The sequence below is a fragment of the Phyllobacterium bourgognense genome (assembly GCF_003337575.1).
In the GTDB taxonomy this organism is placed as follows: Bacteria; Pseudomonadota; Alphaproteobacteria; order Rhizobiales; family Rhizobiaceae; genus Phyllobacterium; species Phyllobacterium bourgognense.
In genome coordinates, this window is record NZ_QPJM01000012.1 from 117,042 (window position 1) to 141,426 (window position 24,385).

Below are 24,385 nucleotides of genomic sequence, written 5' to 3' on the forward strand. Positions count from 1 at the left end.
AATACGTCTTTATGGATAATGGCTGCACGCTATAGCGCGAATTTGCGTCAAACGAAACGATTACATTTGACGCGTTTCTCGTAGAGACCAGTCAAGATGTCGTGTTCGCGACGAGGCCCTTCAACCGATAGAGCGCCTCCAGCGCTTCACGCGGTGTCATCTCATCCGGATTGATAGTGGACATGGCTGCAAGCAGGCCACTATCCTTACCTTGAACAAGCTTGGGTGCCTGTCGCTTCACTTCAACTGAAAACAGAGGCAAGTCGTCGATCAGCTTGTCGGCCTTGCCAGAGGTCTCTCCCGCTTCGAGCTGATGCAGTACGTCGCGGGCGCGATTGACAACGGCTTCCGGCAGACCAGCCAAACGTGCCACTTGCACGCCATATGATCGGTCAGCGGCGCCCTTGGCGACCTCATGCAGGAACACAACATCGCCGTCCCATTCCTTCACGCGCATGGTCACATTGCTGAGCCGTTCGAGTTTTTCTGAAAGTGCGGTCATTTCGTGGAAGTGCGTTGCAAAAATCGCCCTGCACTGGTTCTTTTCGTGCAAGTATTCAACCGCAGCCCATGCAATCGAAAGGCCGTCGAAGGTAGCGGTACCGCGGCCGATTTCATCGAGGATGACGAGCGAATGATCGCTGGCCTGGTTGAGAATGGCGGCGGTCTCGACCATTTCCACCATGAAGGTAGAACGCCCGCGCGCAAGATCGTCCGAAGCGCCGACGCGAGAGAACAAACGATCCACAATGCCGATATGAGCAGAGCCGGCCGGAACGAACGAACCCATCTGCGCGAGAATCGCTATCAATGCGTTCTGACGCAGAAAGGTCGATTTACCGCCCATGTTCGGGCCGGTCAGCAGCCATATTGCTCCCTTGCCAGCTCCTTCTGGAGAAAGATTGCAATCATTGGCAACGAAGGGAGCGGCGGCATGCCGGCGCAGCGATTGCTCGACAACGGGATGCCGTCCGGCCACAATCTCGAATGCAAGGCTGTCATCGACCAGCGGTCGGCAGTAGCCCTGTTCTTCGGAGAGAGCCGCCAGCGATACGGAGACGTCAAGCGCTGCCAGCGCCGCAGCACCTGCACGAATGGTGTCGGCGTTGGCCACGGTCTCATTGGTCAAGGCGTCGAAAACGCCAAGCTCGATTGAAAGCGCGCGTTCGGCGGCATTTGCTATTTTTGTCTCAAGCTCTGCTAGTTCCGTCGTAGTAAACCGCATCGCATTGGCAATGGTCTGGCGGTGGATGAACTTGCTCTTGGCCTCATCCGTATCGGTCATGACCGAGGCATTGTTGGCGGTCACTTCGATAAAATACCCAAGCACATTATTGTGTTTGATCTTCAGCGATCTGACGCCAGTCGTTTCCATGTAGTCGGCTTGCAGGCCGGCGATGATGCGGCGCGAATGATCCCGCAGTGCCCGCATTTCGTCTAGCTCGGCATGATACGCTGTCCGGACGAACCCGCCGTCGCGTTTGAGAAGCGGCAGCTCATCGGCAAGTGCCCGGTCAAGGTGTTCGGCGAATTCCAGCGGCAATTGGCGAAGACATTCTCTCACTCGCGTGAGTTCTGTCGGCAGTTCCTCACGCTCCAGCAATTGTGCGATATCGCCGGCTGCTTCAAGACCGCGGGCGAGTGCACCCAGATCGCGCGGACCGCCGCGACCGACTGCGAGCCGCGACAGGGCGCGGGGCATATCGGGCACGCCTTTCAGCGCTTCGCGCACCAAATCTGCAAGCGGTTGGCGAAGGAGGAAAAACGAGATCGAATCCAGTCGTTCCGCAATCGCTGCCGGGTCAGTCAGAGGTGCGGTCAACCGTTCCGCCAGGAGCCGCGCCCCGCTACCTGTCACCGTTCTGTCGATCGCTCGCAGCAGACTTCCTTCGCGCTTACCGGAAAGCGTGCGCAGAAGTTCAAGATTGGCACGGGTTGCTGGGTCGATGAATAGCGAGGAACCTTCCGACTCCCGTTCTGGCCGCATCAGCGGCGGCCGTTCGGCAATCTGTGTCTTTTCGACATAGGCGATAGCACCGGAAATGGCTGAAAGCTCGGCACGCGAGAATTGGCCAAACCCATCCAGCGTGCTGACGTCAAAATAGCGCTGGATACGGCTTTCTGCCGTAGCGCTGTCAAATAAACTGGGTGGCTGCGGACTAACAGCCCGGCCGATGACATCGAAGACCGGGCGCAGATCCGGATCATGAAATACCGTATCTGCGACAATCAATTCGCGTGGATCCACACGCAAAATGTCCGCGAGCAACCGGCCAGGATCGGTTTCGCTGACGCGGAATGTGCCGGTTGATATGTCAATCCAGGCAAGCGCAAAATGACCTTTATCCGAGCCCTTTACGCGGCCGAGCGTCATCAAATAATTGGCTTCGGATGGGTCGAGCAGTTTTTCTTCGGTAATTGTGCCGGGTGTCACCAATCGAACGACATCACGTTTGACGACGGACTTCGCGCCACGTTTCCTGGCCTCCGCAGGGTCTTCGATCTGTTCGCATACAGCAACACGAAAGCCACGCGCGATCAGCTTCTGCAGATAATCGTCGGCGGCGTGGATCGGTACGCCGCACATGGGAATATCGTCGCCCAAATGCTTTCCACGCTTTGTCAGCGTGATGCCGAGTGCACGCGACGCCTCGACCGCATCATCGAAAAACAATTCATAGAAATCGCCCATACGATAGAACAAGAGACTATCCGGATTCGTCGCCTTGATCTCGATATATTGCTCCATCATCGGCGTTGGTCGCGCCAATATGTCAGCGTCGTAAGGGGACGGTTCGATAATGGCTGCCAGTTCGGCCAAGACGCTCTCCTGATTTCGATCAGGAGCAATCTATTCGCTAACGGGGAATTTACACACCTCTTCCGAGTTCATCTGTGGCTTTTCTCCACAGATGATCGGTTTAAGTCGAAGGTCTCTAGACGAAGCGCTTCGCTTCAGCAGCGTAATGGCTGACATAGCGTTCCGAAATACGGCTGACTGGCAGAATAATGAAGACATCGGTTGTACCAAAGTCATGGTCGACCACGGCACCATCGCCAATCATCGCGCCAAGCCTCAAATAGCCCTTGACCAACGGCGGCATGGCGAAGAGAGCCACTTTTGGATTGATCGCTTCATTCGGAACGAGATCCATCGCATGGTAAAGCGCGGGCAATGCGCAAACGTCCCAGTCGGGTGTCGCACGGCAATTATGCTGCAGGAAGGACAGCGGCAGTGCGTGCGCCGCAGGAACCGTTCCCTGGAAGGATGCGCAGCCAAACATCACACCGATCGAATGATGGCGGCAATAGGTCCAAATCCCCTGCCAAAGCAATTCGACCGTTCGCTTCGACCGGTATTCCGGGAGGACACAGGAACGGCCAAGCTCAAGAAAGCGCAATTCCGGCTTGGCGGTAACAAGCCGTTCGATCGAAAATTCGCTGGCTGAATAGAAACCGCCGGTTTCGAAAGCTTTTTCGGAGCGCAACAGACGATAGGTGCCTACAATCTGCTTGTGTTTTGGGCCGGCTATTGAGGTGTCATAGACAAGGAGATGATCGCAAAAGGGATCGAAACGGTCTGCATCACGCTGCTCCATCGTGGCAGAACCTTTGGCACCCAATTCGTCAAAAAAAACCTTGAAGCGCAATTGTTGTGACGAAGCGATTTCATCTTCCGTTTGCGCGAGGCAAACCTCCATCGTGCCGATGCGTCCAAGCACCGATGCAAGGTGTGGCGCCGTAAACGGCGAGGGAGTTGAATCAACGTGCGACATCACGCGTTGATCTTTAGTGATTGAAGCCGATTCAAGCAAGGCGATGGTCATATCGATTTGGCTCATCCAGGAGATTTATCGGTATTCGTTCGTTCGTTGAATACAACAATTGGATGACGGCTACATGACGTGACAATGGGCTAATTACCCAGTTTCGCTTCAATTTTTGCCGGTTTGCCCGCCGCCCGTCCGCCGGTCGCGCAACCAGACAAAAATTTCCTCGATTACAACCAATGCTGCGCCAACCGATATGTAAGCGTCAGCGAGATTGAAGACGGCAAACGACCATGACGGCAGGTGGAAAAGAAAATAATCTATGACATACCCATGTAGGATGCGGTCGATGAGATTGCCCATCGCACCACCAATGATAAGGGCAAAACCAAACCGTGAAATCCAGCGCGTGGACGCCGTGCTCCACCACAGATAACTGACAAAACAAATGACGATGATCGTCAGGGCTATCAGCGCTGTATCACCGAACCCGCTTAACATCGAGAAGGCGATCCCATCATTGTGCACGCGAAATAACGCGAGAAAAGGCAGGAGATCGATTTGCTGCTGATAGTCCATGCCGGTCTCGATGAGATACTTGACGATCTGATCACTGAACGTGGCGAAGGCGATGATAGCCAGAAGACTGTAGAATGCTTTGCTTTTCATAAATCCATTTTCTCAAATGTCAGGGGCAAGTTTCAATGCGTCGCGCCGGATCTCGAACAACATGACGCCGGTCGCAATGGCGAGATTGAGCGAATCGGCACGGCCCTCCTGCGGGATACGCGCGAGCTTGTCGCAGGATGAAGCCAATTGATCCGGCAAGCCCTGTTGCTCGTTCCCCATTAACAAAACGACCGGTTTATTGGCATAGGGGATCGTTCGATAATCGACGGCACCTTTCAGATGTGTTCCAACAACTAGGCCAGAGAAACCTTTTCGCCAGGAGAGAAACTCGGCTTCAGTCGCGCGTATGACAGGCATTGCAAATACCGAGCCCATCGTGGCTCGGATCGTTTCCAGCGAGAACGGATCAGTGGTGTCCCCAATGAGAATGATGCCCTTTGCGCCTGCTGCGTCCGCGGTTCGAATAATCGTGCCGAGATTTCCGGGATCGCGCACACGGTCGAGTGCCACATAGACCTCATTGCCTTGCGGTTTGATCGCCGGCAAGGACTGCACCTTCTGTTCGAAAACACCGACAACCATTTGCGGGTTATCGCGACGCGTTATGGCAGCAATAACCTTTTCACTGACCTCAAGGACGTCGCCGCCCTTGGCGATGGTGCGCGCGGCTACTGGCTCTACCAGCGAATTGCCCTTGCCTGCTTTTGAATAAACGAGGGTCTTGATTGTCCAGCCCAGGTCAAGGGCATCAATGACGAGTTTCAGTCCTTCGGCGAGGAAAAGGCCCTGCTGGTCGCGGAATTTTTTGATCGCCAACGAGCGTAAGTCCTTGACGATCGGATTGGTGAGGCTGGTGACCTCCTTGACCCTGCCAGGGCGAACCAGTCCGCTGCCGCGCCGATGATCATCCTGGTTGTTCATCAAGCGCTCCAGCGGCTGAAAAGAGAGGTGGAAAGGGCACGATCGGATGAACGCTCCCGCAGGATAAGCTCGCCTGACTCGACCTTTCCTCCAAGCCCGGTAAACGCATCGCGCATCAATTCGTGGATCGCAAAAAACGAAGCGCGGATTGAATAGGCGGTCAGAACGACAGCGAGCGGCTTTGGCGTGAGGATCGAACGGCAAAGATCGACCATGTCCGGCAGATTGTCGAAAAGCTGCCAAACTTCACCATTGGGACCGCGCCCATAGGCGGGCGGGTCGAGAAGAATGATGTCGTAGCCACTGCCGCGCCGCTCTTCGCGCGCGACGAATTTCATTGCGTCTTCGCATATCCAGCGAATGGGTTTGCTGGAGAGCCCTGCCATCTCCTGATTTTCCCGCGCCCAGACAATAGCTTTCTTCGAAGCATCGACATGCGTTACCTCGGCTCCCGCTCGCGCAGCGACAAGGGATGCGACCCCTGTATAACCGAAAAGATTAAGCACCTTGACCGGGCGTTTGGCGTCGCGGATCAGCTGGTCCATGTGTGACCAATGCGTGCCTTGTTCAGGAAAAACGCCGACGTGCCGGAACGACGTAAAGCGTCCGAAAAACGGGATGCCGTCAAAGGCAAGCGGCCACGTTTCACCAAGCGGAACTTTTGGAAAATGCCAACGTCCGACGCCCTCCTCATCCGTATTGCCGGTGAATATCGCGTCGGCCATGTCCCACTTCGTTCTGTCCCAAGCAGGTAGCCAGATTGCCTGTCCTTCTGGGCGGACGATGCGGTAGGGGCCGTATTGTTCCAGCTTGAGGCCATTGCCGCTGTCAAGCAGGGCATAGTCGTCGGAAGGCGAGGTTTCGAGGATGAGGCCGGTTCGCTCCTGAGGGCGTACGCCGGTACGGCGAGTCAAAACGCGCTTTGGAGCCGCTTCCAAACGAGGCGCGGATTTTTGCTGAGGATCGATATCGGTGACGCGGGGTGCTTTGGCAAATTGCGGCCGCGGCTTCACTGCGGTTTGCCGATGCGCCGCTCCTTTCGGAGCGCTCGCTTTCGGACCGAGCCCTTTTGCCTTCCTGATTTTTCCGCCAGACGATTTCAAGCCGTGCACCCTCGCAGTTGATTGGATGTTTCCTATGTCAAGAGGAGGGAAGGCGAAAGCAAAAACGTTCAGGCGGAAGCCGAGATCGCCCTTTCATAAATCAAAATGCCCGCCGCAAGGTCTTCCAGAGCGGCGCCAACCGATTTGAACAGCGTGATTTCGCTCGGGGATTGGCGCCCCTTGATCGTGCCGCGCGTCAGGTCAAAAAGATCGCCGATGACATGGCTTTCGGTGATGACGCCCGCCTTGATCGGTTGCACGATATCACCGCCCTCCTTCAGCGCACCGTCCTTGGTATCGACAAAAACGCGCGCCCGTTTGACGCATTCGTCATCGCTTTCGCGCATCGAAGGCGTGAATGCTCCAATGAGATCCACATGGGCGCCGGGTTTCAAGTGTTCGCCAAGGATCAATGGTTCAGTCGAAAGCGTGCCGGCAGTTATGATATCGGCTTCGGCGATTGCCTCATGCTTGTCGTTCACAGCCTTGGCGTTGAAGCCATCCGCAGCGAGTTCTGCAGCAACTTTCTCGGCACCAGCGAGGTTGCGGTTCCAGATGGATATTTTCGTGATAGGACGGATGGCACTGTGCGCGCGTGCGAGAAATCCCGAAAGCGCACCCGCTCCGAGCACGACGAGATTGGACGCATCTTCACGAGCCAGATACCGAGCTGCGAGCGCCGATGCGCCTGCAGTGCGCCACAGGGTAAGCCGCTGTCCGTCAATGAGCGCCTGCGGTTCGCCGGTCTTGCCGTCAAGCAAAAGATACACACCCATGACAGCTGGTTTCGAAATGGCACCATTGTCCGGGGATACGGTAACGATCTTCACACCCATATAGCCTTTTGAGGAATCCCCCAAAGCGTTGAAGTCGGACCAGGCAGGCATCAGCAGCAGCGTGGAAGCGGCGCCATCCGGGCGATTGACGGTGTGATGATGGCGTACAGGCTGAATCACTCCCTGACGGAAAGCCTGTTCGAGTGCGTCGATCATATCCGGCCACTTCAATAGCCCATCGACCTCGGCCGGGGAGATCAGTTTCATTTCATATCCTTGACGGTTGTTTTAGGTCGTAAACTCATAAATCTGGTGGAAATGGCGCCTGAAACGGCAAGAAGAGGCGAGGAGAGACGCGAAGGGCGGGGTCTTTCCCCCGGCCGAGCGGTTCGATATGGCAGCTTGAAGCCGTTTCGGCGTCCGGAGGATATGGTCCATCTTCCCGGCAACATCGTCGCAAAGGACTTGAAAATGGATAAACATTTCCGTCGCCTTTGCTCCTTGTATCCGAAAAGATGACCTCATTCCATTTCCACCAGATTTATGAGTTCACGACCTAATGGAGTGAAGGAAGGTTTGGCGTAGACTGTGTCTCGGCCGACGCCTTGCGAGCTTCCTTGCGCAATAACTCCGCTTCGAGCTTGCGCTGACGGGCAAGTTTTCGATGTTTGCCCTGATTATACCAAGTTGCCAAGCTCCCGAGGATCAAACCGAGTATCAGAGAGGCAAACAACCAGACGAAAAGCGGAGCGGAGTAGGAGAGGGCAGGATTACCCGGGTTAAAAGGATCGATTGTGAACGATATTGCCTCGCGATTTGCTACTGACAGGGCAATCAGGATGACGGCAAGCGGCACCAGAATGAGGACAATGACAATACGATTGATCATATTTCTCTCCTGCAACCCTGATGCTTGGACGACGCCTCGCTAGCCGTTGCCATTCAGCCTGTCGCGCAATTCTTTGCCGGTTTTGAAGAAGGGCACCCACTTTTCCTCAACGTCGACGCTTTCGCCGGTGCGCGGGTTACGTCCGCTGCGCGCTGGGCGGTTCTTGACGGAGAATGCGCCGAAGCCACGCAGCTCGACCCGATTGCCCTCGGCAAGCGCATCGGTGATCTCGTCAAAGATGGCGCCGACGATGTTCTCCACATCACGCTGAAACAAATGCGGATTGCGGTTGGCAATGATCTGCACGAGCTCTGATTTGATCACAGCGAAATCCCTTCCGGTTCAAGATCAGGAGGACAAGGTCAAAAAGCACTAACCTGAATACTATGTCACTGATCTTATGAGTTTAATATCCTTATTGCGCGCCGACAGGCTTGCCGTCAACGTGCCAAACAGAAACGAGTCCGTCAAGGAACATGCGATCACCTGTCAATTCGCGCAGCACCCCTGCACTTTCTTCCGGAAGGCCGAGATATCTGGTCAGCATTTCAAGGGCGGAATGCGAAAAAAACATACCGAGGGAGGACTTCTCGACGGGCTTCCATTCGACGACTGGAAGTTTGGCATCGATACCTTTTGTTTTGAGCCAGGCGATTGCCTTGTCTTCGCCGCCAAGTTCGTCAATCAGTTTGTTGGCAACCGCCTGGCGACCTGTAAAGACTGATCCGTCGGCCAGGGCCAAAGCTTGCTCGTGCGTGAATTTACGCCGCTCCTGGACCAGACCGACAAACCAGTCATAGGAATCAATGATCATACGATGAATCATCGCCTTCGCTTCGTCGCTCGCCGGATTGAAAAAATTGGGTTCTGCCTTAAGCGGGCTGGATTTGATCGTTTCGACTTTCACCCCTATCTTGGTCAAGAGCTCAGAAATATCAGGATACTGGAAAAGCACACCAATGGAGCCGATAATCGAGGACTGGCGCGCCACGATGTGATCGGTCGCACTCGCAATCATGTACCCGGCCGAAGCCGCCAGCGTTCCGACTTGGGCAACGACAGGCTTCTTCAGGGCGAGCTTGCGGACAGCTTCATAGATAGCTTCACCGCCGGCCGTTGTTCCCCCAGGTGAATCGACGGAGAGGATCACGCCCTTGACCGCGGCAGAATCCTCCACGTCCTTTAGACGCTTAAGCAGTTCATCATTTTCAAAAATCGTGCCCTCAACGCGAACCTTGGCGATATGCGGCGCTGATTTACCGGAAAACCCATCGGAGCCGGCATTAAAAAAATAAAGTGAAATCAATGCAAGGGCGATGAGCAGGAGCGTGAAAGCGCGCCAAAATGTCAATTTCCTGCGAAGCCGTCGTCTCTCGATAATTGCATCAGCAGCGTTTGCCATCGTCCTATCCATTCGCTCTCAAACCAGGGTCAGTTATTCTTTGCGATATCATTTCGCCGAAGTCCAGACTTGCTGCGGGCACTTGCTCGGCAGTTTGGACCTTGTATCTCGTCAAACGACGGCATACTTGTTGCACTGAGTGCAACTTGTGCGACGGGTACTTATCCATTTCATCGAAAAATAACCATATTGGCGTTCAACTAGCCATTATATTGTAATCGGTAAACACAACCAGACCTATGTCCATTGAAAGAAACGATACGCATGCGGGGCGCGATGCCACCGCCGACGCCGACCATCATGCTGAGGTCGCCCGGCAGTTCGCTGGCTCTGACAAAGACTCCATGGTGTTTCGTGCTGCGGAACGCCACTCGAGGCGCGTGCGGTTTCTGAAGTTTGCCTTGCCTGCGGTCGCTCTGATCGGCGCCGCTGTTTTTTCCTGGTTCACTTTCTTTTCTACATCGAGTGTGCCGAGCAATATTTCGCTCGATAATGCCGGGATGGAAAACGGTAAACTTGTCATGACGAATCCGAAACTTGATGGATTTACGAAAGACAAGCTTCCCTACAAAATGAGCGCCGTGAGGGCACTGCAGGATGTAGGCAACAGCAATGTGATCTCTTTGGAGGGGATTAGTGCGGAAATTCCGGTTGGCAAGGACCTGCGCGCGCAGGTCACTGCCAAATCGGGTGTGTACGACAATGCGAACCGGCAGTTGAAGCTCGACAGCGCCATAAGCTTGACAACATCCGATGGCATTACTGCCCTGTTGCAATCGGCTGATATAGATATAGCTGGCAACACCATGTCGACGGACGATCCAGTCAGCGTAAAAAATAGCAAGTCGAGTATAACCGCGGACAGTATGCAAATTACCGAAAGCGGCAAGGTAATGACTTTTGAAAAGCGGGTGAGGCTTGTCATTCTGCCTACAAAGCTGCAAGAAGGTGACAAGGAAATCAAATCGTCAGAGTAACGTCTGAGGATTATTGCTGATTTCAAGGGAAATCCCGGATTTAGGAGAGAAGACGATGTCGTGCGGGGCAAAACTGATCAGCATTTCGACCGTTGCGTTGGGCCTGTTGGCATCGACCATGATGATTGCTCCCGTCCTCGCCCAGGATGCTGGCACAGCAACAACGGGGATAAAATTGTCAGGCGACCAGCCCATCCAGATCGATGCGGACAAGCTTGTTGTCCATGACAATGAGGGCACTGCTACCTTCACAGGCAATGTGACTGTCGTACAAGGCGCGACGCTTCTGAAAGCGGGCTCCATGATCGTCTATTACGTCAAGGGTCCCAAGAAAGACGCGACCGGCACTGCTGCCCCCGCTGACGCTCCAAAAACCACGGGAGTGGCCGGTGCCGGAGCCCAGGATATCGATCACCTCGAGGTCAATGACAAGGTCTACGTCAAATCCGAAGATCAGGTTGCCACTGGTGATCACGGCACTTTCGATATGAAAACTGAAGTGCTGGTTTTAACTGGCAACAAGGTTGTTCTTTCCCAAGGCGACAATGTTGCAGTCGGCTGCAAACTGACAGCGCAGCTCAAAACGGGCGAGGCCCAGCTTGAAAGCTGCAAGAGTGGTCAGACAGGCCGTGTCTCTATCGTTGTGGCTCCCAAGAACGCTCCGAAGAACTGAGCCTGTAGTGTCCTTGTTTTCGCGTCGCTCTTCCAGCAAGCTTTCCGCTCGGCCTGACTCCACCATCTCTCAGGAAATGCGTCCGGCTGACCCGGCGGCGGTCGACCGTATGAAGGGCACGCTTGTCGCACGTGGCATCACGAAGAGTTATAATGGCCGCCAAGTGGTCAATGGCGTTTCCTTTGGGGTGCGTGCCGGTGAAGCTGTTGGTATTCTAGGTCCCAATGGCGCCGGCAAGACGACCTGTTTCTACATGGTGACGGGTCTGGTTCCGGTCGACAAGGGCACGATAGAAATCGACGGTTTCGACGTAACGACGATGCCGATGTATCGCCGTTCTCGGCTGGGTATCGGCTATCTGCCGCAAGAAGCCTCGATTTTCCGCGGTCTCTCGGTCGAAAACAACATCAAGGCCGTCCTTGAGGTGGTCGAGAAAGATCGGAGTGCTCGTGCTCAGGAACTCGACTCATTGCTTGAGGAGTTTCACATCGCTCACCTGCGCAAGGCTCCCGCGCTTTCCCTGTCAGGCGGCGAACGCCGGCGGCTGGAAATCGCTCGCGCTCTGGCGTCTCGTCCTAATTTCATGCTTCTGGACGAACCCTTTGCAGGTGTGGATCCGATTGCCGTTGCGGATATTCAGCAACTGGTGCGCCATCTGACTGGTCGGGGCATTGGAGTGCTCATCACCGACCATAATGTCCGCGAGACCCTGAAGCTAATCGACAGGGCCTATATCATCCATGCAGGACAGGTGCTTACCCACGGTCGACCGGATGAAATTATTGCTAATCAGGATGTCCGACGACTTTACCTTGGGGATCAGTTCAAGCTCTGATTTTCCCATTTTCGGGGTTTCATTCGCAAGAAATGCCATTTCCTATACGTCTTTAGATTGAAAATTGCCGCACCAACACGTTTTTCCCTTGCTTGTGATTGACAAGCAAGGATTGGGCCAGTTCTGTACAGCTGCAAAGGAAATCGTACCGGAGTACCCGCATCCACCATGGCTCTGTCGGCAAAGCTCGATCTCAGGCAAACCCAGGCATTGGTAATGACGCCGCTGCTCATGCAGTCGATTCGACTGTTGCAGCTGACGCATATCGAACTCGAACAATTCATAGCGCAGGAGATTGAAAAAAACCCCCTGCTCGAGCGAGACGATACAACTGGCGAGCATTTTTCGCCCGACGAGCGCGGCTTCAACACCGATCGGATTTCCGGCGATGAACGCGAATTCGGTAGAGGAGCGGTCGGGAGTGATGGCGAAGCTGATAACCCCTTGGGCGGGCAAGTCGACCAGTGGCTGATGAGTGGTGAGTCGACGAGTTCGGGTTCCATGTCGGATACGTTCGATAGCTCTCTCGAGAACATCTTTCCCGACGATCCCGGAACACATGATTTTATCGCCGGCGATCTCGCTTCGCAGTGGAAGTCATCTTCCGGCGACGGCTATGTTTCGACCGGTGGCGAGGGATTTAATCTCGAACAGGTTACAGCAACGCCGCAGACCCTTCGGGGCCACGTCGCCGAGCAGATTATCTTCGCCTTCGCATCGGCTGGCGACCGCCTTATTGCCGCTGAGCTTGCCGATCATCTCGATGAGAGTGGTTACTTGAGGGCCGACGTAGAGGAAATTGCTGCACGGTTTGGAGTCGATGCCAAACATATCGAGAAACTGATCGCAGTCTTGCAGGGGTTCGAGCCCGCGGGATTGTTCGCGCGTGACCTTGCGGAGTGCCTGTCGCTTCAGCTGCGTGCAAAAAACCGCCTCGGTCCGAGCATGAAGATCTTGCTGCAGAACCTCGATTTACTGGCCAAGCGTGATTTTCATAATCTCAAGAAGCTGTGTCATGTAGGTGACGCGGATATTCTGGCTATGCTCCAAGAAATCCAGCATCTTGATCCGAAGCCAGGGACGGCCTTTTCCTCTGGCATCGCGGACAGCATCGTGCCCGACGTTCAGGTGGATACCGCGTCAGATGGAAGTTGGCGAATTGAGCTCAATCCCGATGCCCTGCCGCGAGTACTCATCAATAACAGCTACTATGCGACGATAGCAAAAACGAAGACGTCTCCAGCCGAGAAAACGTTTTTGAGCGAGTGTTTGCAAAGTGCCAACTGGCTAACGCGTAGTCTTGATCAGCGGGCACAAACAATTCTCAAGGTCGCCGGTGAGATCGTGCGCCAGCAGGAACAATTTCTTCGTCATGGCGTTGCCTATCTGAAGCCGCTCAACTTGCGGAATGTAGCTGACGCGATCGGTATGCACGAGTCTACGGTCAGCCGGGTCACAGCGAACAAGTACATGCTGACGAAGCGGGGTGTGTTCGAATTACGGTATTTTTTCAACGCGGCAATCGCGGCAACCGAAGGCGGAGAGCAGCATTCATCACAATCGGTACGTCATCAGATCAAGCAGTTGATCGACGTGGAAACGCCGGACGATATTCTGTCGGATGATACAATTGTGGATTTGTTGAAGGAACAAGGGATCGAGATTGCACGGCGTACCGTCGCAAAATACCGAGAGGGCATGAATATCGCTTCCTCTGTGCAAAGGCGGCGTGAGAAAAAAGCTCAGGCATCGGCGTGCAAGGGGGATGGAAAGTCTGGATTCATCCGCCACGTGGGTGTAGAATTTCGCTGAGTGGGTAATTGAACCGGACCGAAGAAGTCTGGTCAGGGAGACAAGCGCCGGTAATTTGCGACAATTGAAGTGAAAGCGCACCTTTGAATGAAGAATCAGCAATTGAAACGCGATGAAACGCTCGCACGGGTTGTACGGGATGTCTTTGCTCGCCTCCCAACAACAGTGTAGATTGGTTCGCGCAATGAAAAAATCACAAATGAAGGTGAGGTATCATGAGTCTGCGTGTATCTGGGAAACATATGGACATTGGTGACGCTTTCCGCATTCGCATCGAGGAGCGGATAGGGGAAATGGTCTCCAAATATTTCGATGGCGGATATACCGGTCATGTCACGGTAGAAAAACAGGGATCTCGATTTATTGCCGACTGTCTTGTCCGCCTTGATACCGGTACGGTGCTGCAAGCCGCGGGCGAAGCGCAGGATCCATTGCTCGCATTTGACGCAGCCGGCGAACGCGTGGACAAGCGCCTGCGGCGCTACAAAAGACGCCTGAAGTCGCATCAGGCTCCAGGTTCGAATGGGGTTTTCGATGATGTTTCTTACACGGTGATGGCGCCTGTACCGGATGATGATGAGGATATTCCGGAAGACTACGCGCCGACCATAGTCGCAGAGACATCAATGGCGCTCAGAAGCATGAGCGTGGCTTCTGCGGTCGTGGAGCTCGACTTGAAGGATAGTCCCGTCGTTGTTTTCCGAAACGCTGGTAGTACGCAGGTAAATATTGTATATCGCCGCGCCGATGGAAATATTGGCTGGATCGATCCATCGACAGTGGCGGGTGAAAACGTTGCTCCGACGTGAAGAAGCGGATTCATAGCGAATTTTTGAACGACCACCCGCGCACAGTCAGCTACGCGGGTGGTAACTGGAAGGAAGAGAGATAATGGATCTGGGTGATCTCATTCAGCCCGACGCTGTCCTGCCCGCATTGAAAGTCAATTCCAAAAAGCAACTCTTGCAGATCATGTCGGAAAAGGCGGCCGCCTTGACCGGTCTGAGCGAGCGAGAAGTATTTGACACGATCATGCAGCGTGAACGTTTGGGCTCTACTGGCATTGGCGACGGCATTGCCATTCCCCATGGAAAGATAAATAGCGTAAAGCGAATCGCCGGTGTTTTCGCTCAGCTCGAAACGCCGGTCGCTTTCGAGGCCCTGGACGACCAGCCGGTCGATATCGTATTTCTGCTTTTGGCGCCAGAAAATGCCGGAGCCGATCATCTGAAAGCATTATCCCGCATTGCGCGCATGCTGCGTGATCCGGAGCGTATTGCAAAGCTGCGCACCGCCCATGATGCGGGCTTGATTTACGAGCTGCTGACATCGCAGCCAGCGTCTAACGCCGCCTGAGTATTTAGATTTGGTCGTAAAAGCCGCCTTTTGGCGGTTTTTATGAGGACTTGCCGGTCTTGCGTCCGTAGAGTTCCAGACGGTGATGGACGATATCGTAGCCGAGCGACTTGGCAATCTCTTCCTGCAATTTTTCAATTTTGTCTGACTTGAATTCGACTACCGCACCGGTATCGATATCGATCAGATGATCATGGTGCTCGCCGTGGGCCTGTTCGAAACGCGATGGCCCGCCATTGAAAGCATGGCGATGAATGGCGCCCATTTCTTCCAGCAGATTCATGGTCCTGTAAACAGTGGACAGTGAAATGCTGGCGTCAATCTCGATGGCACGATGGAAAATCTTCATCGCATCCGGATGGTCTTCGGTGGATGTCAGAATATCGATGATGATTCGCCGAGGTCTGGTGATACGGACACCAGCCTTGCGTAGTTCCTTTTCATAGTCCGGCTTCTGATTCAATGCATGTTTCATAACGCTCATTATGCGCCAGATTGACGTCAGTTGCAAAGATTCTCAACTGGTAGTCCGATTGGAATTGGGTTCTGCGCCGAAACAGCACCGCCGCCAGTGAAATGTCACAGGCGGCTGGTGTGTAAGAACACGGAATGTTTATGACACGGGCACTTCGATGATGACCTTGTGTTCGCCCGTGGGCTGCAACGGGATGCCATTTTCCGCTTTGGTGAGTTTCTTACCGTTGACGGTGATCTTACCAGCACCCTTTGACGCCGACTTGACTTCTATTGAATAGCGGGCCTCGCCGTTACGCAGAACGAAACTGAAGCCGTTCCATTCCGACGGAAGCGCGGGTTCGACGAACAGCTTGCCGTTCCGACGGCTGATGCCAAGGATGCCTTCTGTCGCCACACGATAGAGCCATCCGGCGGATCCGGTATACCAAGTCCAGCCGCCGCGTCCGCGCATAGGATCTACCGAATAAACGTCCGCCGCCACTACGTAAGGTTCCACACGATAAAACTCGGCCTTGTCCATTGTCAGCGAATGATTGACAGGGTTCAACTTCTTGAACCAGCGATACGCTTCATCGGCATCGCCAAGCTTGGCCATGGCCAGAACTGCCCAGGTCGCGGCATGTGTATATTGCCCGCCATTTTCGCGCACGCCGACGGGATAACTCTTGATATAGCCTGGATCATGCCGCGTCTTGTTGAACGGTGGCGTGAACAGCTTGATGATATCGACGTCATCGTCGACAAGATGCGTTGCGACCGAGTGCATTGCCCGCTTGCTGCGGTCTGGATCGCCATAGCCGGATATGACGCTCCAGGACTGAGCGATCGAGTCGATCTTGCACTCGTCGCTCTTTTTCGAGCCAAGGGGAGCGCCGTCGTCAAAGTAGCCGCGACGATACCATTCACCATCCCACCCATCCTTCTCGAGAGAGGCTTTCAAACTTTCAATATGGACTTCCCATCGCTGGATGCGTTCCTTGTCCTTGAAATGCCTTGCGATCGGCAAGACGTCGCGCAGAGTGCTGATCAGGAACCAGCCAAGCCATATGCTTTCGCCCTTACCGTCCTCACCGACACGATTCATGCCGTCGTTCCAATCACCTGTCAGCATCAACGGCAGGCCGTGGGAACCCGTACGGGCAACGGCAAGGTCAAGCGCACGGGCCGCGTGCTCGTAGACGCTGACTTTCTCGTCCGAAATCGTTGGCTGGTAGAAGGCGTCATGCTCACCGGTTTCGAGCGCCCTGCCTTCGATGAATGCGACCTGCTCATCCAGTATACTCATGTCGCCCGTCACCGAGGTATAATGGGCGATGGCATAACCGAGCCAGACCACATCGTCGGAGATCTTCGTGCGAACACCTGCTCCAGTCGTTGGCAACCACCAGTGTTGAACGTCGCCCTCCTTAAATTGGCGGGCCGAGACGTTGAGAATTTGATTGCGTGCGAGCGATGGGTCCAGGATCAGCATGGACAATGTATCTTGCAGCTGGTCGCGGAAGCCAAAAGCGCCGCTTGCCTGGTAGAAAGCCGAACGTGCCCAGATGCGACAGGCAAGGCTCTGATAAGGCAGCCAGCGATTCACCATGACGTTGAAAGCATCATCCGGGGTATCGACTTGCAACCCATCGAGGAAGTCTGTCCAGATCGCTCTCGAAGATGAGAGAGTGTCTTCGAACGGCCGCTTGCTATGGCCCGCAAGTATCTCGCGAGCCTCGTCGCGGCTGCCGGCATCGCCCATATAGAAAACCAGCTCCTGCGTTTCGCCTGCAGCGATTTTTATATCGACTGCAAGTGCAGCACAGGGATCGCCGCCCGCTTCGACCAGCTTTGACAACCTCTTTGCCTGAAGCACCGCATCTGGACGATCAACAGAACCGAGCGCGCCGAAGAACTCGGCGCGGTCGGCAGTATAGGACTGCGGCTTTACACTGGCGGCAAAAAACGCCACACGTTCACGCCGGTCCGTCCCATATGGATTACGGGCAAACAGAACGCCCGTTTCAGCGTCGCACGACGGCACGATGAATGGCGCGGTCTTTGCGCGGGCATTGCCCAGCACCCATTCAACAAATCCGTAAACACGCAGTTGCTTGGCGGTACCGCCATTATTCGTGATCTTGAGGCTCGATAGGCGAACGGGTTGGTCAGGATCGACCGTATGTGTAAGCTCAAGTCCTATATTGCCGTGGCGCGAAGTAAAGGTCGAATAACCTTGTCCATGCCGGGTCTCGTACTGGACGGAGGGGTCGCGGAGCACCGATGCCGTGGGTGAAAACGCGATGTTCTTGTCCGTATCTACTACATAAATCGCCTCACCGGACCGGTTGATGACTGGATCATTTGACCACTGTGTCAGCTGATAGTCGCGGCTGTTGCCGGACCAGGTGAAGCCTGCGCCTTCGGCTGATACGTGAAAGCCAAAATTGGGGTTGGAAATCACATTGATCCAGGGCTGTGGCGTACTGACCAGCCCACCAAGACGAACGACATATTCGCCGTTTTTCATGTCGAAGCCGCCAAACCCGTTCCAGAATGACAGGTCGTCTGCAGAAATCTTGGGACGGCGCTTGTTCATAAGTTGCGTTGGTGCCGGCGCGATCCCCCGCAAATCGTTATTTTCAATGTCAGCGGCTATGATGGATTTACCCCTGGTTTCCGTGACCGGCACCAGATCGGCACTCAGACCTGCCATACGTTTCAGTTGCTCGGAAAGCGAACCATTCTGCGCGTGCATGACAATACGGGCTGCAGCCAGAAGCGTGTTGTAGCTTGCGTCGCTCATCTGATCCTTACGGACTGTGAAAATGTGGACGCGCGGTCCAAGCTGCGCGCCGCGGGCACGGCTGTTTTCGCAGATCGCTTCCAACCCGCGCTGGAAATCCTGTGCGTACGAGAACGAACGCTCGTTGATGACTACAACATCGACAACGAGGCCCTTCGCACGCCAATATTCGTGGGCTTTCAAGAGGTTCCTCAGGGTTTCCATATCAGCTTCATCATCAATGCGAAGCGCAAGGATCGGGAAGTCACCGGAGATCGACATGGGCCAAAGCTCGGATTGGCTGCCGAGCCCGCTTGCGATGTTTTCAGATGGCATGCGCAGCGTCTTGTCGGGATAGATCAGGCTCGTCGCGACACGCTGGAATTCAGCTGCCTCGTCGGGGTTGATGCCGATGTGGTGAAGGCGAACCTGCGAACTCGTCCACGACAATGAGAATTCACGGGTAAAGCAATCCGGATGACGGAAGCGGGAGACCACCTCCTCGAGCTCCTGACGGTTGGGACGTACGAGAGTCCAGAAGACCAGCGTAACCTTCTTGTGCGCGGGAACGCGGACGCGGCAACGCAGAGAAGCGATGGGATCGAGCACAAAACCATGACTGCCGCTGAGTGTTGCACCTTCGTCGAAGGCAGCCGGATTGCGTAGAGAGCGCCCGCGACCGATAAAGTTGCGCCGGTCGGTTTCAGCCTGAATTTCGCGCATCGCACCGGAACTGTCGCTTACGACATGGGCCATGTGGATGTCCGGATCGTCATTACCCCGCTTGCGGCGCGTAGCGTAGATGGCGTCGCCACGCTGGTCGATCTCGGTCTCCACAAACATCTTGGCAAATGCCGGGTGCGCGGTATCCGTATCGTCGTTCGTCAATACCAGTTCGGCGTAAGAGGTGACTTCAATAATGCGGTCTTTGGTGCCGGTGTTGGTAATGACGATACGACGGCCTTCGCCATCGGAATCCGAGGCAACAATCGCCTCAACGGTAGAATGGATTGTGCCATTTTCCTTGACGAACTCCGCCTTGTAGTCCGCGAAGATGGATGTGCTCTTTTCGCCTGCAACACGCACAGGATCGCCTGTTGCTGACCACCATTCGCCATTTTCGAGATCGCGGAGGAACAGGAATGTACCATAACCGCTTTCGAGGGGATCGGGTTGGAAACGCGTAATGGCAAGGCCATTCCAGCGACTGTATCCGCCTCCATTGGCAGTGACCATGACGGAATAATGTCCGTTCGACATTATTTGCGTTGCGGTTGGCGCACTCAAGGGATTCTGGATGAAGCGGATAGAAGCCGTTTCTTCCGAGCTCTCCACCGCCTTGCGCATCGGGTTCTCGGCTTTGGCTTGCAGAACCGGTATTTCGCGTGGAGCTTTCTCTTGCAGAAGCAGCTCGGCTGCTTCGATTACAGGATCGGCGTGGAAACGCTCACGCATTCGACCTTCAAACACAACATTGTTGACGGCAACAATCGACATACCGTGATGGTGGGCCATGTAGTTGCGCACCACGGCATATTCGTCATCTTCGCGGACGCGCGATTTGGTAAAGTCTACGGCGTCATAAAAACCATACTGTCCGAGCGCACCCATGGCACGCAAACGTTGCAGATTCTTGACAGCGGCTGCCGGTTGATACTGGCTGGCCATGATGCTGGCATAGGGCGCTACAACGTAATTTTTGGAAAGGCCGCGCTTGAGGCCGAGTGTCGGAACCCCGAAATTGGTGTACTGGTAGTTCATCTCCGGGTCGCGGGCGTTATAAGCCGCTTCGGAAATGCCCCAGGGCAGCCCCTTGGACTCCCCATATTCGATCTGCCGTTGTACGATCAACTTGTTGGTTTGATCCAACATGCTCCCGAGCGGTTCGATCATGACAAGGGGCGGCATGAGATATTCGAACATCGACCCGGACCATGAAACCAGCGCGCCGCGCCAGCCAACCGGCACCAGCAAACGGCCGAGTTTGAACCAGTGATCCACCGGAATATCGCCCTTGGCGATGGCAAAGAGGCTGGCCAGACGCGCTTCGGAGGCGAGAAGGTCATAACAACTGGCATCGAGCTCGTTGGTTTCCACGCGGAAACCGATGGATAAAAGTCGCCGCTCCTTGCGTTCCAGGAAGGTAAAATCGGTGTCGAAAGCGAGTTGCCGCGCTCGTGTCGCGAGGGTTCCCAGCCGTTCGCGCAGAATGTCTGTGCTTTCGTGACTGCCGATAGCGTCGTCCGTGTGTCCTTGACACGTCTTGACGAGCAGGAGCGCCCACTCATTGGCGGTGGCGCTAACCGGGCTTTCAAGTTCGCCATGCAATTCTTCAGTCAGGCGCTGGATATCGCCCGCGAAGAGAGCAAGATTGATCGTGCGCAGCGATGCCGTCTCGGGCTCCTCCTTGATCGTCGTGATTGCCCGGCGGAAGTTGGAAACGCGTTCTTCGAGACGACGGCGCAAGGGTCTCAAAACGCGGCGATCATCGGGAATGTCACTGATGGCTTCTTCAAGAATATCGCTGACGTCGAGAACGCCGTCGAGATCGCTCTGTAGATAAACCGAGGGCGCCTCGGCCCATTTCTCCAGCGCCGATGACAGGGCTACCAGATGGCCTGCCAAATTGCCGCTATCCACTGCCGAAACGTAAAGTGGAAGGAGTGGTCGCAGCGTGGTCGTTTCGTACCAGTTGTAGAGATGGCCGCGATATTTCTCCATCTTCTCGAGCGTTTCGAGGGTCTGGTCGATGCGGGTCAGGGTCTCGTTAAAACTGATCCAACCGAAGTCACGGGCTGCGACAGTCGAGAGCAAATACATGCCGATATTGGTAGGCGACGTGCGCGTCGCAATAACAGGATGCGGATCTTCCTGGAAATTGTCCGGTGGAATGAAGTTCTGCTCTTTGGTGACGAATGTATCGTAGTAGTGCCAGGTACGGCGGGCGAAACGACGCAGTTCACCTTTGTCGGATGAGCGCACGTTCAAATCATCGAGCGGTTTGGCTGAGCGGCTAACAAGCCACGCAATCACTGGCGATAGCAGCCAGATCAATGCGAAAGGGACAGCGATGAACCAAGCTCGGCTTTGAACTGCCAAAGGAAGGCCAATGGCGATCAGGGCGACAATTATTGCTGGCCACATGAGTTGCAGGTAATAGCTCAGCGTATCGGGTGAACTCGTCTTTGCTTGAGCTGCCGCACGCCATTCAAGAAGATGTTTGCGCGAAATGAAAAGGCGATAGAGCGTGCGCACCATCGCATCGAGCATCAGGCAAGCCATATTTGCGATGAAGGTGATACGCAGGGCGATGTCGGCTGCCCCTGCAAAAATATCCGTGAGAATCGCCTGGAAGTGCCCCTTGAGCGAAAGGTTCATGTCCGTCGGCACGAGATTGGTGAACAGGATCATCGTCGGCACGATGAACATGCTGAAAATCATGAAGCATTGCCACAGTGTAGCCAGCCCCGGTGGCAGCAATGTCCAGCCGGCAATTGAAGCAAGAATCCAGAATATCGGTGTAAGCGAGCGTCGAAGATTGTCGACCATCTTCCAGCGCGTGACAGCAGTCACACCGGGTCTCGTACTGAAAAGATAAGGCAGGAGCTGCCAGTCGCCACGCGTCCAGCGATGATGGCGCGAGATATCGACATTGTAGCCCGTGGGGTAATCCTCGACCACTTCGACATCACTCACGAGCGCGCTACGCGCATAGCCGCCTTCGAGCAGGTCATGGCTCAGAACCGCGTTTTCGCCGATCTTTCCGTCAAGTGCGGCTTCAAAGAAATCGATGTCATAAAGACCCTTGCCGGTAAACGTGCCTTCGCCAAGAACGTCTTGGTAGACGTCGGAAACTGCAAAAACGTAAGGGTCTATACCACGATTGACCGAAAAAACGCGTTGCAGGAACGAGGCATCATCGCCGGTCGTCAGCGAAGGAGTGACGCGAGGCTGCAAGATAGCATAGCCACTGACCACACGGCCTGCCTTGGCACTGTAGATGGGCCTGTTAAGGGGATGAATGAGCTTGCCGGCCAGGCGATTGACGGAGTCGGGTGTCAGGCGCGTGTCGGAGTCGAGCGTCATCACGAACTTGATGTCGGTCGGAACTTCCTCGTTCGACGGGAAATACGTCGTATCCTTGTCGCCGCGCAGCAGCATATTGAGCTCGTGCAATTTGCCGCGCTTGCGCTCCCAGCCCATCCATCGGTTCTCCTGCGCATTGAACAGGCGCTTGCGATGCAACAGGAAGAAGCGGGGATTGTTTTGCGTGTAGTGCTCGTTGAGTGCAGTGATTTTCTCCCGCGCATAGTCGAAGATGTCGAGATCATCGTCGGTCTGTTCAAATTTGCTGTCAGCCCAGTCTGTCAAAAGCGCGAAATAGACCTCGCCGCGCGGATTGGTGAGATAGTGCACTTCGAGATTGCGGATATGCTCATCGACGGAGTCACGCGAGGTAATCAGCGTCGGCACGGCAACGAGGGTTTTTGCCTCCTGGGGCAGGCCGTTCTTGTACTCGAAGCCGATGAGCCGCGTCGGCGGCATGAACATCGGTATGATCCAGTTGACGAAACCATTGGCTGTTTCCATCGTGGGGAATACCGCGAGCAAAGTGAACAGCCAAGTCATGCTGTCGGACAATCCGGCACGGCGCAGGAAATAATTGATCAGTACGAGGATGGCGATCGAGAAGAACGAAGCCGGGGCCCACAAGCCGGCGAGGCCCAATCTGCGATAGAACCGCACCCAACGAATAAGAAGTGTCGGCTTGTAGCCACACGTCTCTTCAAGTTCCGGACGGCCGTCTCCGGCAAGATAATAACCGACATCGCGTCTGCGCTGCTCGGTAACACCGCCTTCGCCAGCGGTCTCTTCAGCACTTTTATGTGCGAGTTCGAGAGCCGATTGTGTGATGTCGTGTTCGCTCTTGCCTGAGCGGCGGGCAATCTTTTCAATAGCAACGCGGTAGGCATTGCGAGAATGAAAGTCGAGCGCATCGAAATTGGAGTTGTCGCGCAGAACGGCATCGACGCCGCTGACTGTCTCAAACCAGGTAATCCAGTCAACGTCATCGATCGCCTTCAGGCTGCGAATGAGATTGCCCATGCTCACGCCGCCCGTCGATTGGCGTGTATGTTCCTGAATGATGGCATCCTCGGAATCGCTGCCATTCTTTTCGAGCTCGTCTTCGAGCCACGCAACCGCGGCGCCGGAGTGAGCAGTGCCGCCACGCAAACGGTAGAGCAGATGGGTGGCAAAAGTGCTGTCTTTGGCCGCTGGGGCGTACTGCGCCAAAAGCTGCGGGAGGGCGTCTTTTTCAGCGTTCAGCGTGATTTCGTCGGCAACACTATTGGCGTACGCGCGCATGCGGCGGGCACGCTCGACGCGCAGCGAAAGACGCCGGGCATTCTCAATCAGAATAAAGCGGACGGCGGATGGAAGTGCCCACAATTCACCGATATGCAGGGGTTCGACCGTCTGGAAGCCTTCGACGATGGCGCTCAGGCTATTCAGCGAAAACTGGCTGTCTGTATGCGCTACATAAAGCCAGGCAAGAGCCATTACCCGAGGGATGTTGGGCTGACTTGCAAGTGGCGGCAGCTGTCTGAAAAATTTCTTGGGCAGGTCGCGCTCGACCTGCTGTATGTTCTGGTCGACCAGGTAATAATTGTCCAAAAGCCACTGAGCTGCTGGTGTTATCGTTTCACCGTTACGTGCTGCCGCATCGGAGGAACGGTAGGAATGCAGGATCAGCCTGGCGTTTTCGACGGTCCGCTGCTCAAAAACCATCGGCTCGTAATCGGGCAATCGAACGTCTTCGCCCTTTGCCACTCTGGTCCCAAGATCCCTCAAATCGTCGATTGATTTATAGTGAGCCCGTATCGGGTTGGGTTGGACAGCAAAAATCTGACCAACAGTCTTCTTCTGGGATGCAAACGCTTGAAAAAAGCTCAATACGGGCATTGGTTTCATTTCAGTTTGGAAGAAAGAATCTTCGGG

General features: G+C 54.9%; 16 protein-coding genes and 1 pseudogene. 6 read left to right on the forward strand and 11 right to left on the reverse strand.

Features of this window, described 5'->3' with window-relative positions; translation table 11 throughout:
• Nucleotides 1-91: 91 nt before the first annotated feature.
• From mutS to sppA, 9 genes are all read right to left on the reverse strand, one after another.
• Complete coding sequence (gene mutS, locus C7476_RS19355) at nucleotides 92-2,821, reverse strand: DNA mismatch repair protein MutS (RefSeq protein ID WP_425374008.1); 2,730 nt, start codon at nucleotides 2,819-2,821, stop codon at nucleotides 92-94.
• 115 nt (nucleotides 2,822-2,936) lie between these two features.
• On the reverse strand, nucleotides 2,937-3,827 hold the full coding sequence (olsB, locus tag C7476_RS19360) for a l-ornithine N(alpha)-acyltransferase (RefSeq protein ID WP_425374011.1): 891 nt from the start codon (nucleotides 3,825-3,827) through the stop codon (nucleotides 2,937-2,939).
• 108 nt (nucleotides 3,828-3,935) lie between these two features.
• Nucleotides 3,936-4,439, reverse strand: coding sequence for a signal peptidase II (gene lspA / locus C7476_RS19365; RefSeq protein ID WP_114431510.1), 504 nt, complete (start codon nucleotides 4,437-4,439; stop codon nucleotides 3,936-3,938).
• 12 nt (nucleotides 4,440-4,451) lie between these two features.
• The gene (locus tag C7476_RS19370) at nucleotides 4,452-5,321 is read right to left on the reverse strand and encodes a TrmH family RNA methyltransferase (protein ID WP_114431511.1); all 870 of its coding nucleotides are present in this window, start codon (nucleotides 5,319-5,321) and stop codon (nucleotides 4,452-4,454) included.
• A complete protein-coding gene (locus tag C7476_RS19375) occupies nucleotides 5,321-6,424 on the reverse strand; it encodes an RsmD family RNA methyltransferase (RefSeq protein ID WP_425374009.1) in 1,104 nt (367 codons plus the stop codon). Before C7476_RS19375 ends, C7476_RS19370 begins: the two co-directional genes overlap by 1 nt.
• A 68-nt stretch (nucleotides 6,425-6,492) precedes the next feature.
• Nucleotides 6,493-7,467: a bifunctional Delta(1)-pyrroline-2-carboxylate/Delta(1)-piperideine-2-carboxylate reductase gene (gene lhpI, locus C7476_RS19380; protein WP_114431513.1), complete on the reverse strand. Its 975-nt coding sequence runs from the start codon at nucleotides 7,465-7,467 to the stop codon at nucleotides 6,493-6,495.
• A 289-nt stretch (nucleotides 7,468-7,756) separates the two neighbouring features.
• Nucleotides 7,757-8,089 carry a lipopolysaccharide assembly protein LapA domain-containing protein gene (locus C7476_RS19390; protein WP_114431515.1) on the reverse strand — a complete coding sequence of 111 codons (333 nt, stop codon included), beginning with the start codon at nucleotides 8,087-8,089 and terminating at the stop codon, nucleotides 7,757-7,759.
• A 39-nt stretch (nucleotides 8,090-8,128) separates the two neighbouring features.
• A complete protein-coding gene (locus tag C7476_RS19395) occupies nucleotides 8,129-8,413 on the reverse strand; it encodes an integration host factor subunit beta (RefSeq protein ID WP_106662485.1) in 285 nt (94 codons plus the stop codon).
• Nucleotides 8,414-8,504: 91 nt separating this feature from the next.
• On the reverse strand, nucleotides 8,505-9,491 hold the full coding sequence (sppA, locus tag C7476_RS19400) for a signal peptide peptidase SppA (RefSeq protein ID WP_114431516.1): 987 nt from the start codon (nucleotides 9,489-9,491) through the stop codon (nucleotides 8,505-8,507).
• A gap of 401 nt (nucleotides 9,492-9,892) precedes the next feature.
• Here sppA and lptC point away from each other — a divergent pair, with 401 nt between their 5' ends.
• From lptC to ptsN, 6 genes and pseudogenes are all read left to right on the forward strand, one after another.
• Complete coding sequence (gene lptC, locus C7476_RS19405; protein WP_245426423.1) at nucleotides 9,893-10,468, forward strand: LPS export ABC transporter periplasmic protein LptC; 576 nt, start codon at nucleotides 9,893-9,895, stop codon at nucleotides 10,466-10,468.
• Nucleotides 10,469-10,523: 55 nt separating this feature from the next.
• Complete coding sequence (locus C7476_RS19410) at nucleotides 10,524-11,141, forward strand: LptA/OstA family protein (RefSeq protein ID WP_114431518.1); 618 nt, start codon at nucleotides 10,524-10,526, stop codon at nucleotides 11,139-11,141.
• A 106-nt stretch (nucleotides 11,142-11,247) separates the two neighbouring features.
• Nucleotides 11,248-11,976: pseudogene (gene lptB / locus C7476_RS19415) on the forward strand (LPS export ABC transporter ATP-binding protein); the annotation flags it as partial.
• A gap of 168 nt (nucleotides 11,977-12,144) precedes the next feature.
• A complete protein-coding gene (gene rpoN, locus C7476_RS19420) occupies nucleotides 12,145-13,788 on the forward strand; it encodes an RNA polymerase factor sigma-54 (RefSeq protein ID WP_114431519.1) in 1,644 nt (547 codons plus the stop codon).
• Nucleotides 13,789-14,003: 215 nt separating this feature from the next.
• The gene (hpf, locus tag C7476_RS19425) at nucleotides 14,004-14,597 is read left to right on the forward strand and encodes a ribosome hibernation-promoting factor, HPF/YfiA family (RefSeq protein WP_112525521.1); all 594 of its coding nucleotides are present in this window, start codon (nucleotides 14,004-14,006) and stop codon (nucleotides 14,595-14,597) included.
• An 82-nt stretch (nucleotides 14,598-14,679) separates the two neighbouring features.
• Nucleotides 14,680-15,144: a PTS IIA-like nitrogen regulatory protein PtsN gene (ptsN, locus tag C7476_RS19430; RefSeq protein ID WP_114431520.1), complete on the forward strand. Its 465-nt coding sequence runs from the start codon at nucleotides 14,680-14,682 to the stop codon at nucleotides 15,142-15,144.
• Between the two features lie 40 nt (nucleotides 15,145-15,184).
• Here ptsN and C7476_RS19435 read toward each other — a convergent pair whose 3' ends face one another.
• Both C7476_RS19435 and C7476_RS19440 read right to left on the reverse strand, forming a co-directional pair.
• Nucleotides 15,185-15,619 (reverse strand): ferric uptake regulation protein, encoded by a 435-nt coding sequence (locus C7476_RS19435; RefSeq protein ID WP_114431552.1) that lies wholly within the window; start codon nucleotides 15,617-15,619, stop codon nucleotides 15,185-15,187.
• Between the two features lie 138 nt (nucleotides 15,620-15,757).
• Nucleotides 15,758-24,349, reverse strand: coding sequence for a glycoside hydrolase family 94 protein (locus C7476_RS19440; protein ID WP_114431521.1), 8,592 nt, complete (start codon nucleotides 24,347-24,349; stop codon nucleotides 15,758-15,760).
• Nucleotides 24,350-24,385 lie beyond the last annotated feature (36 nt).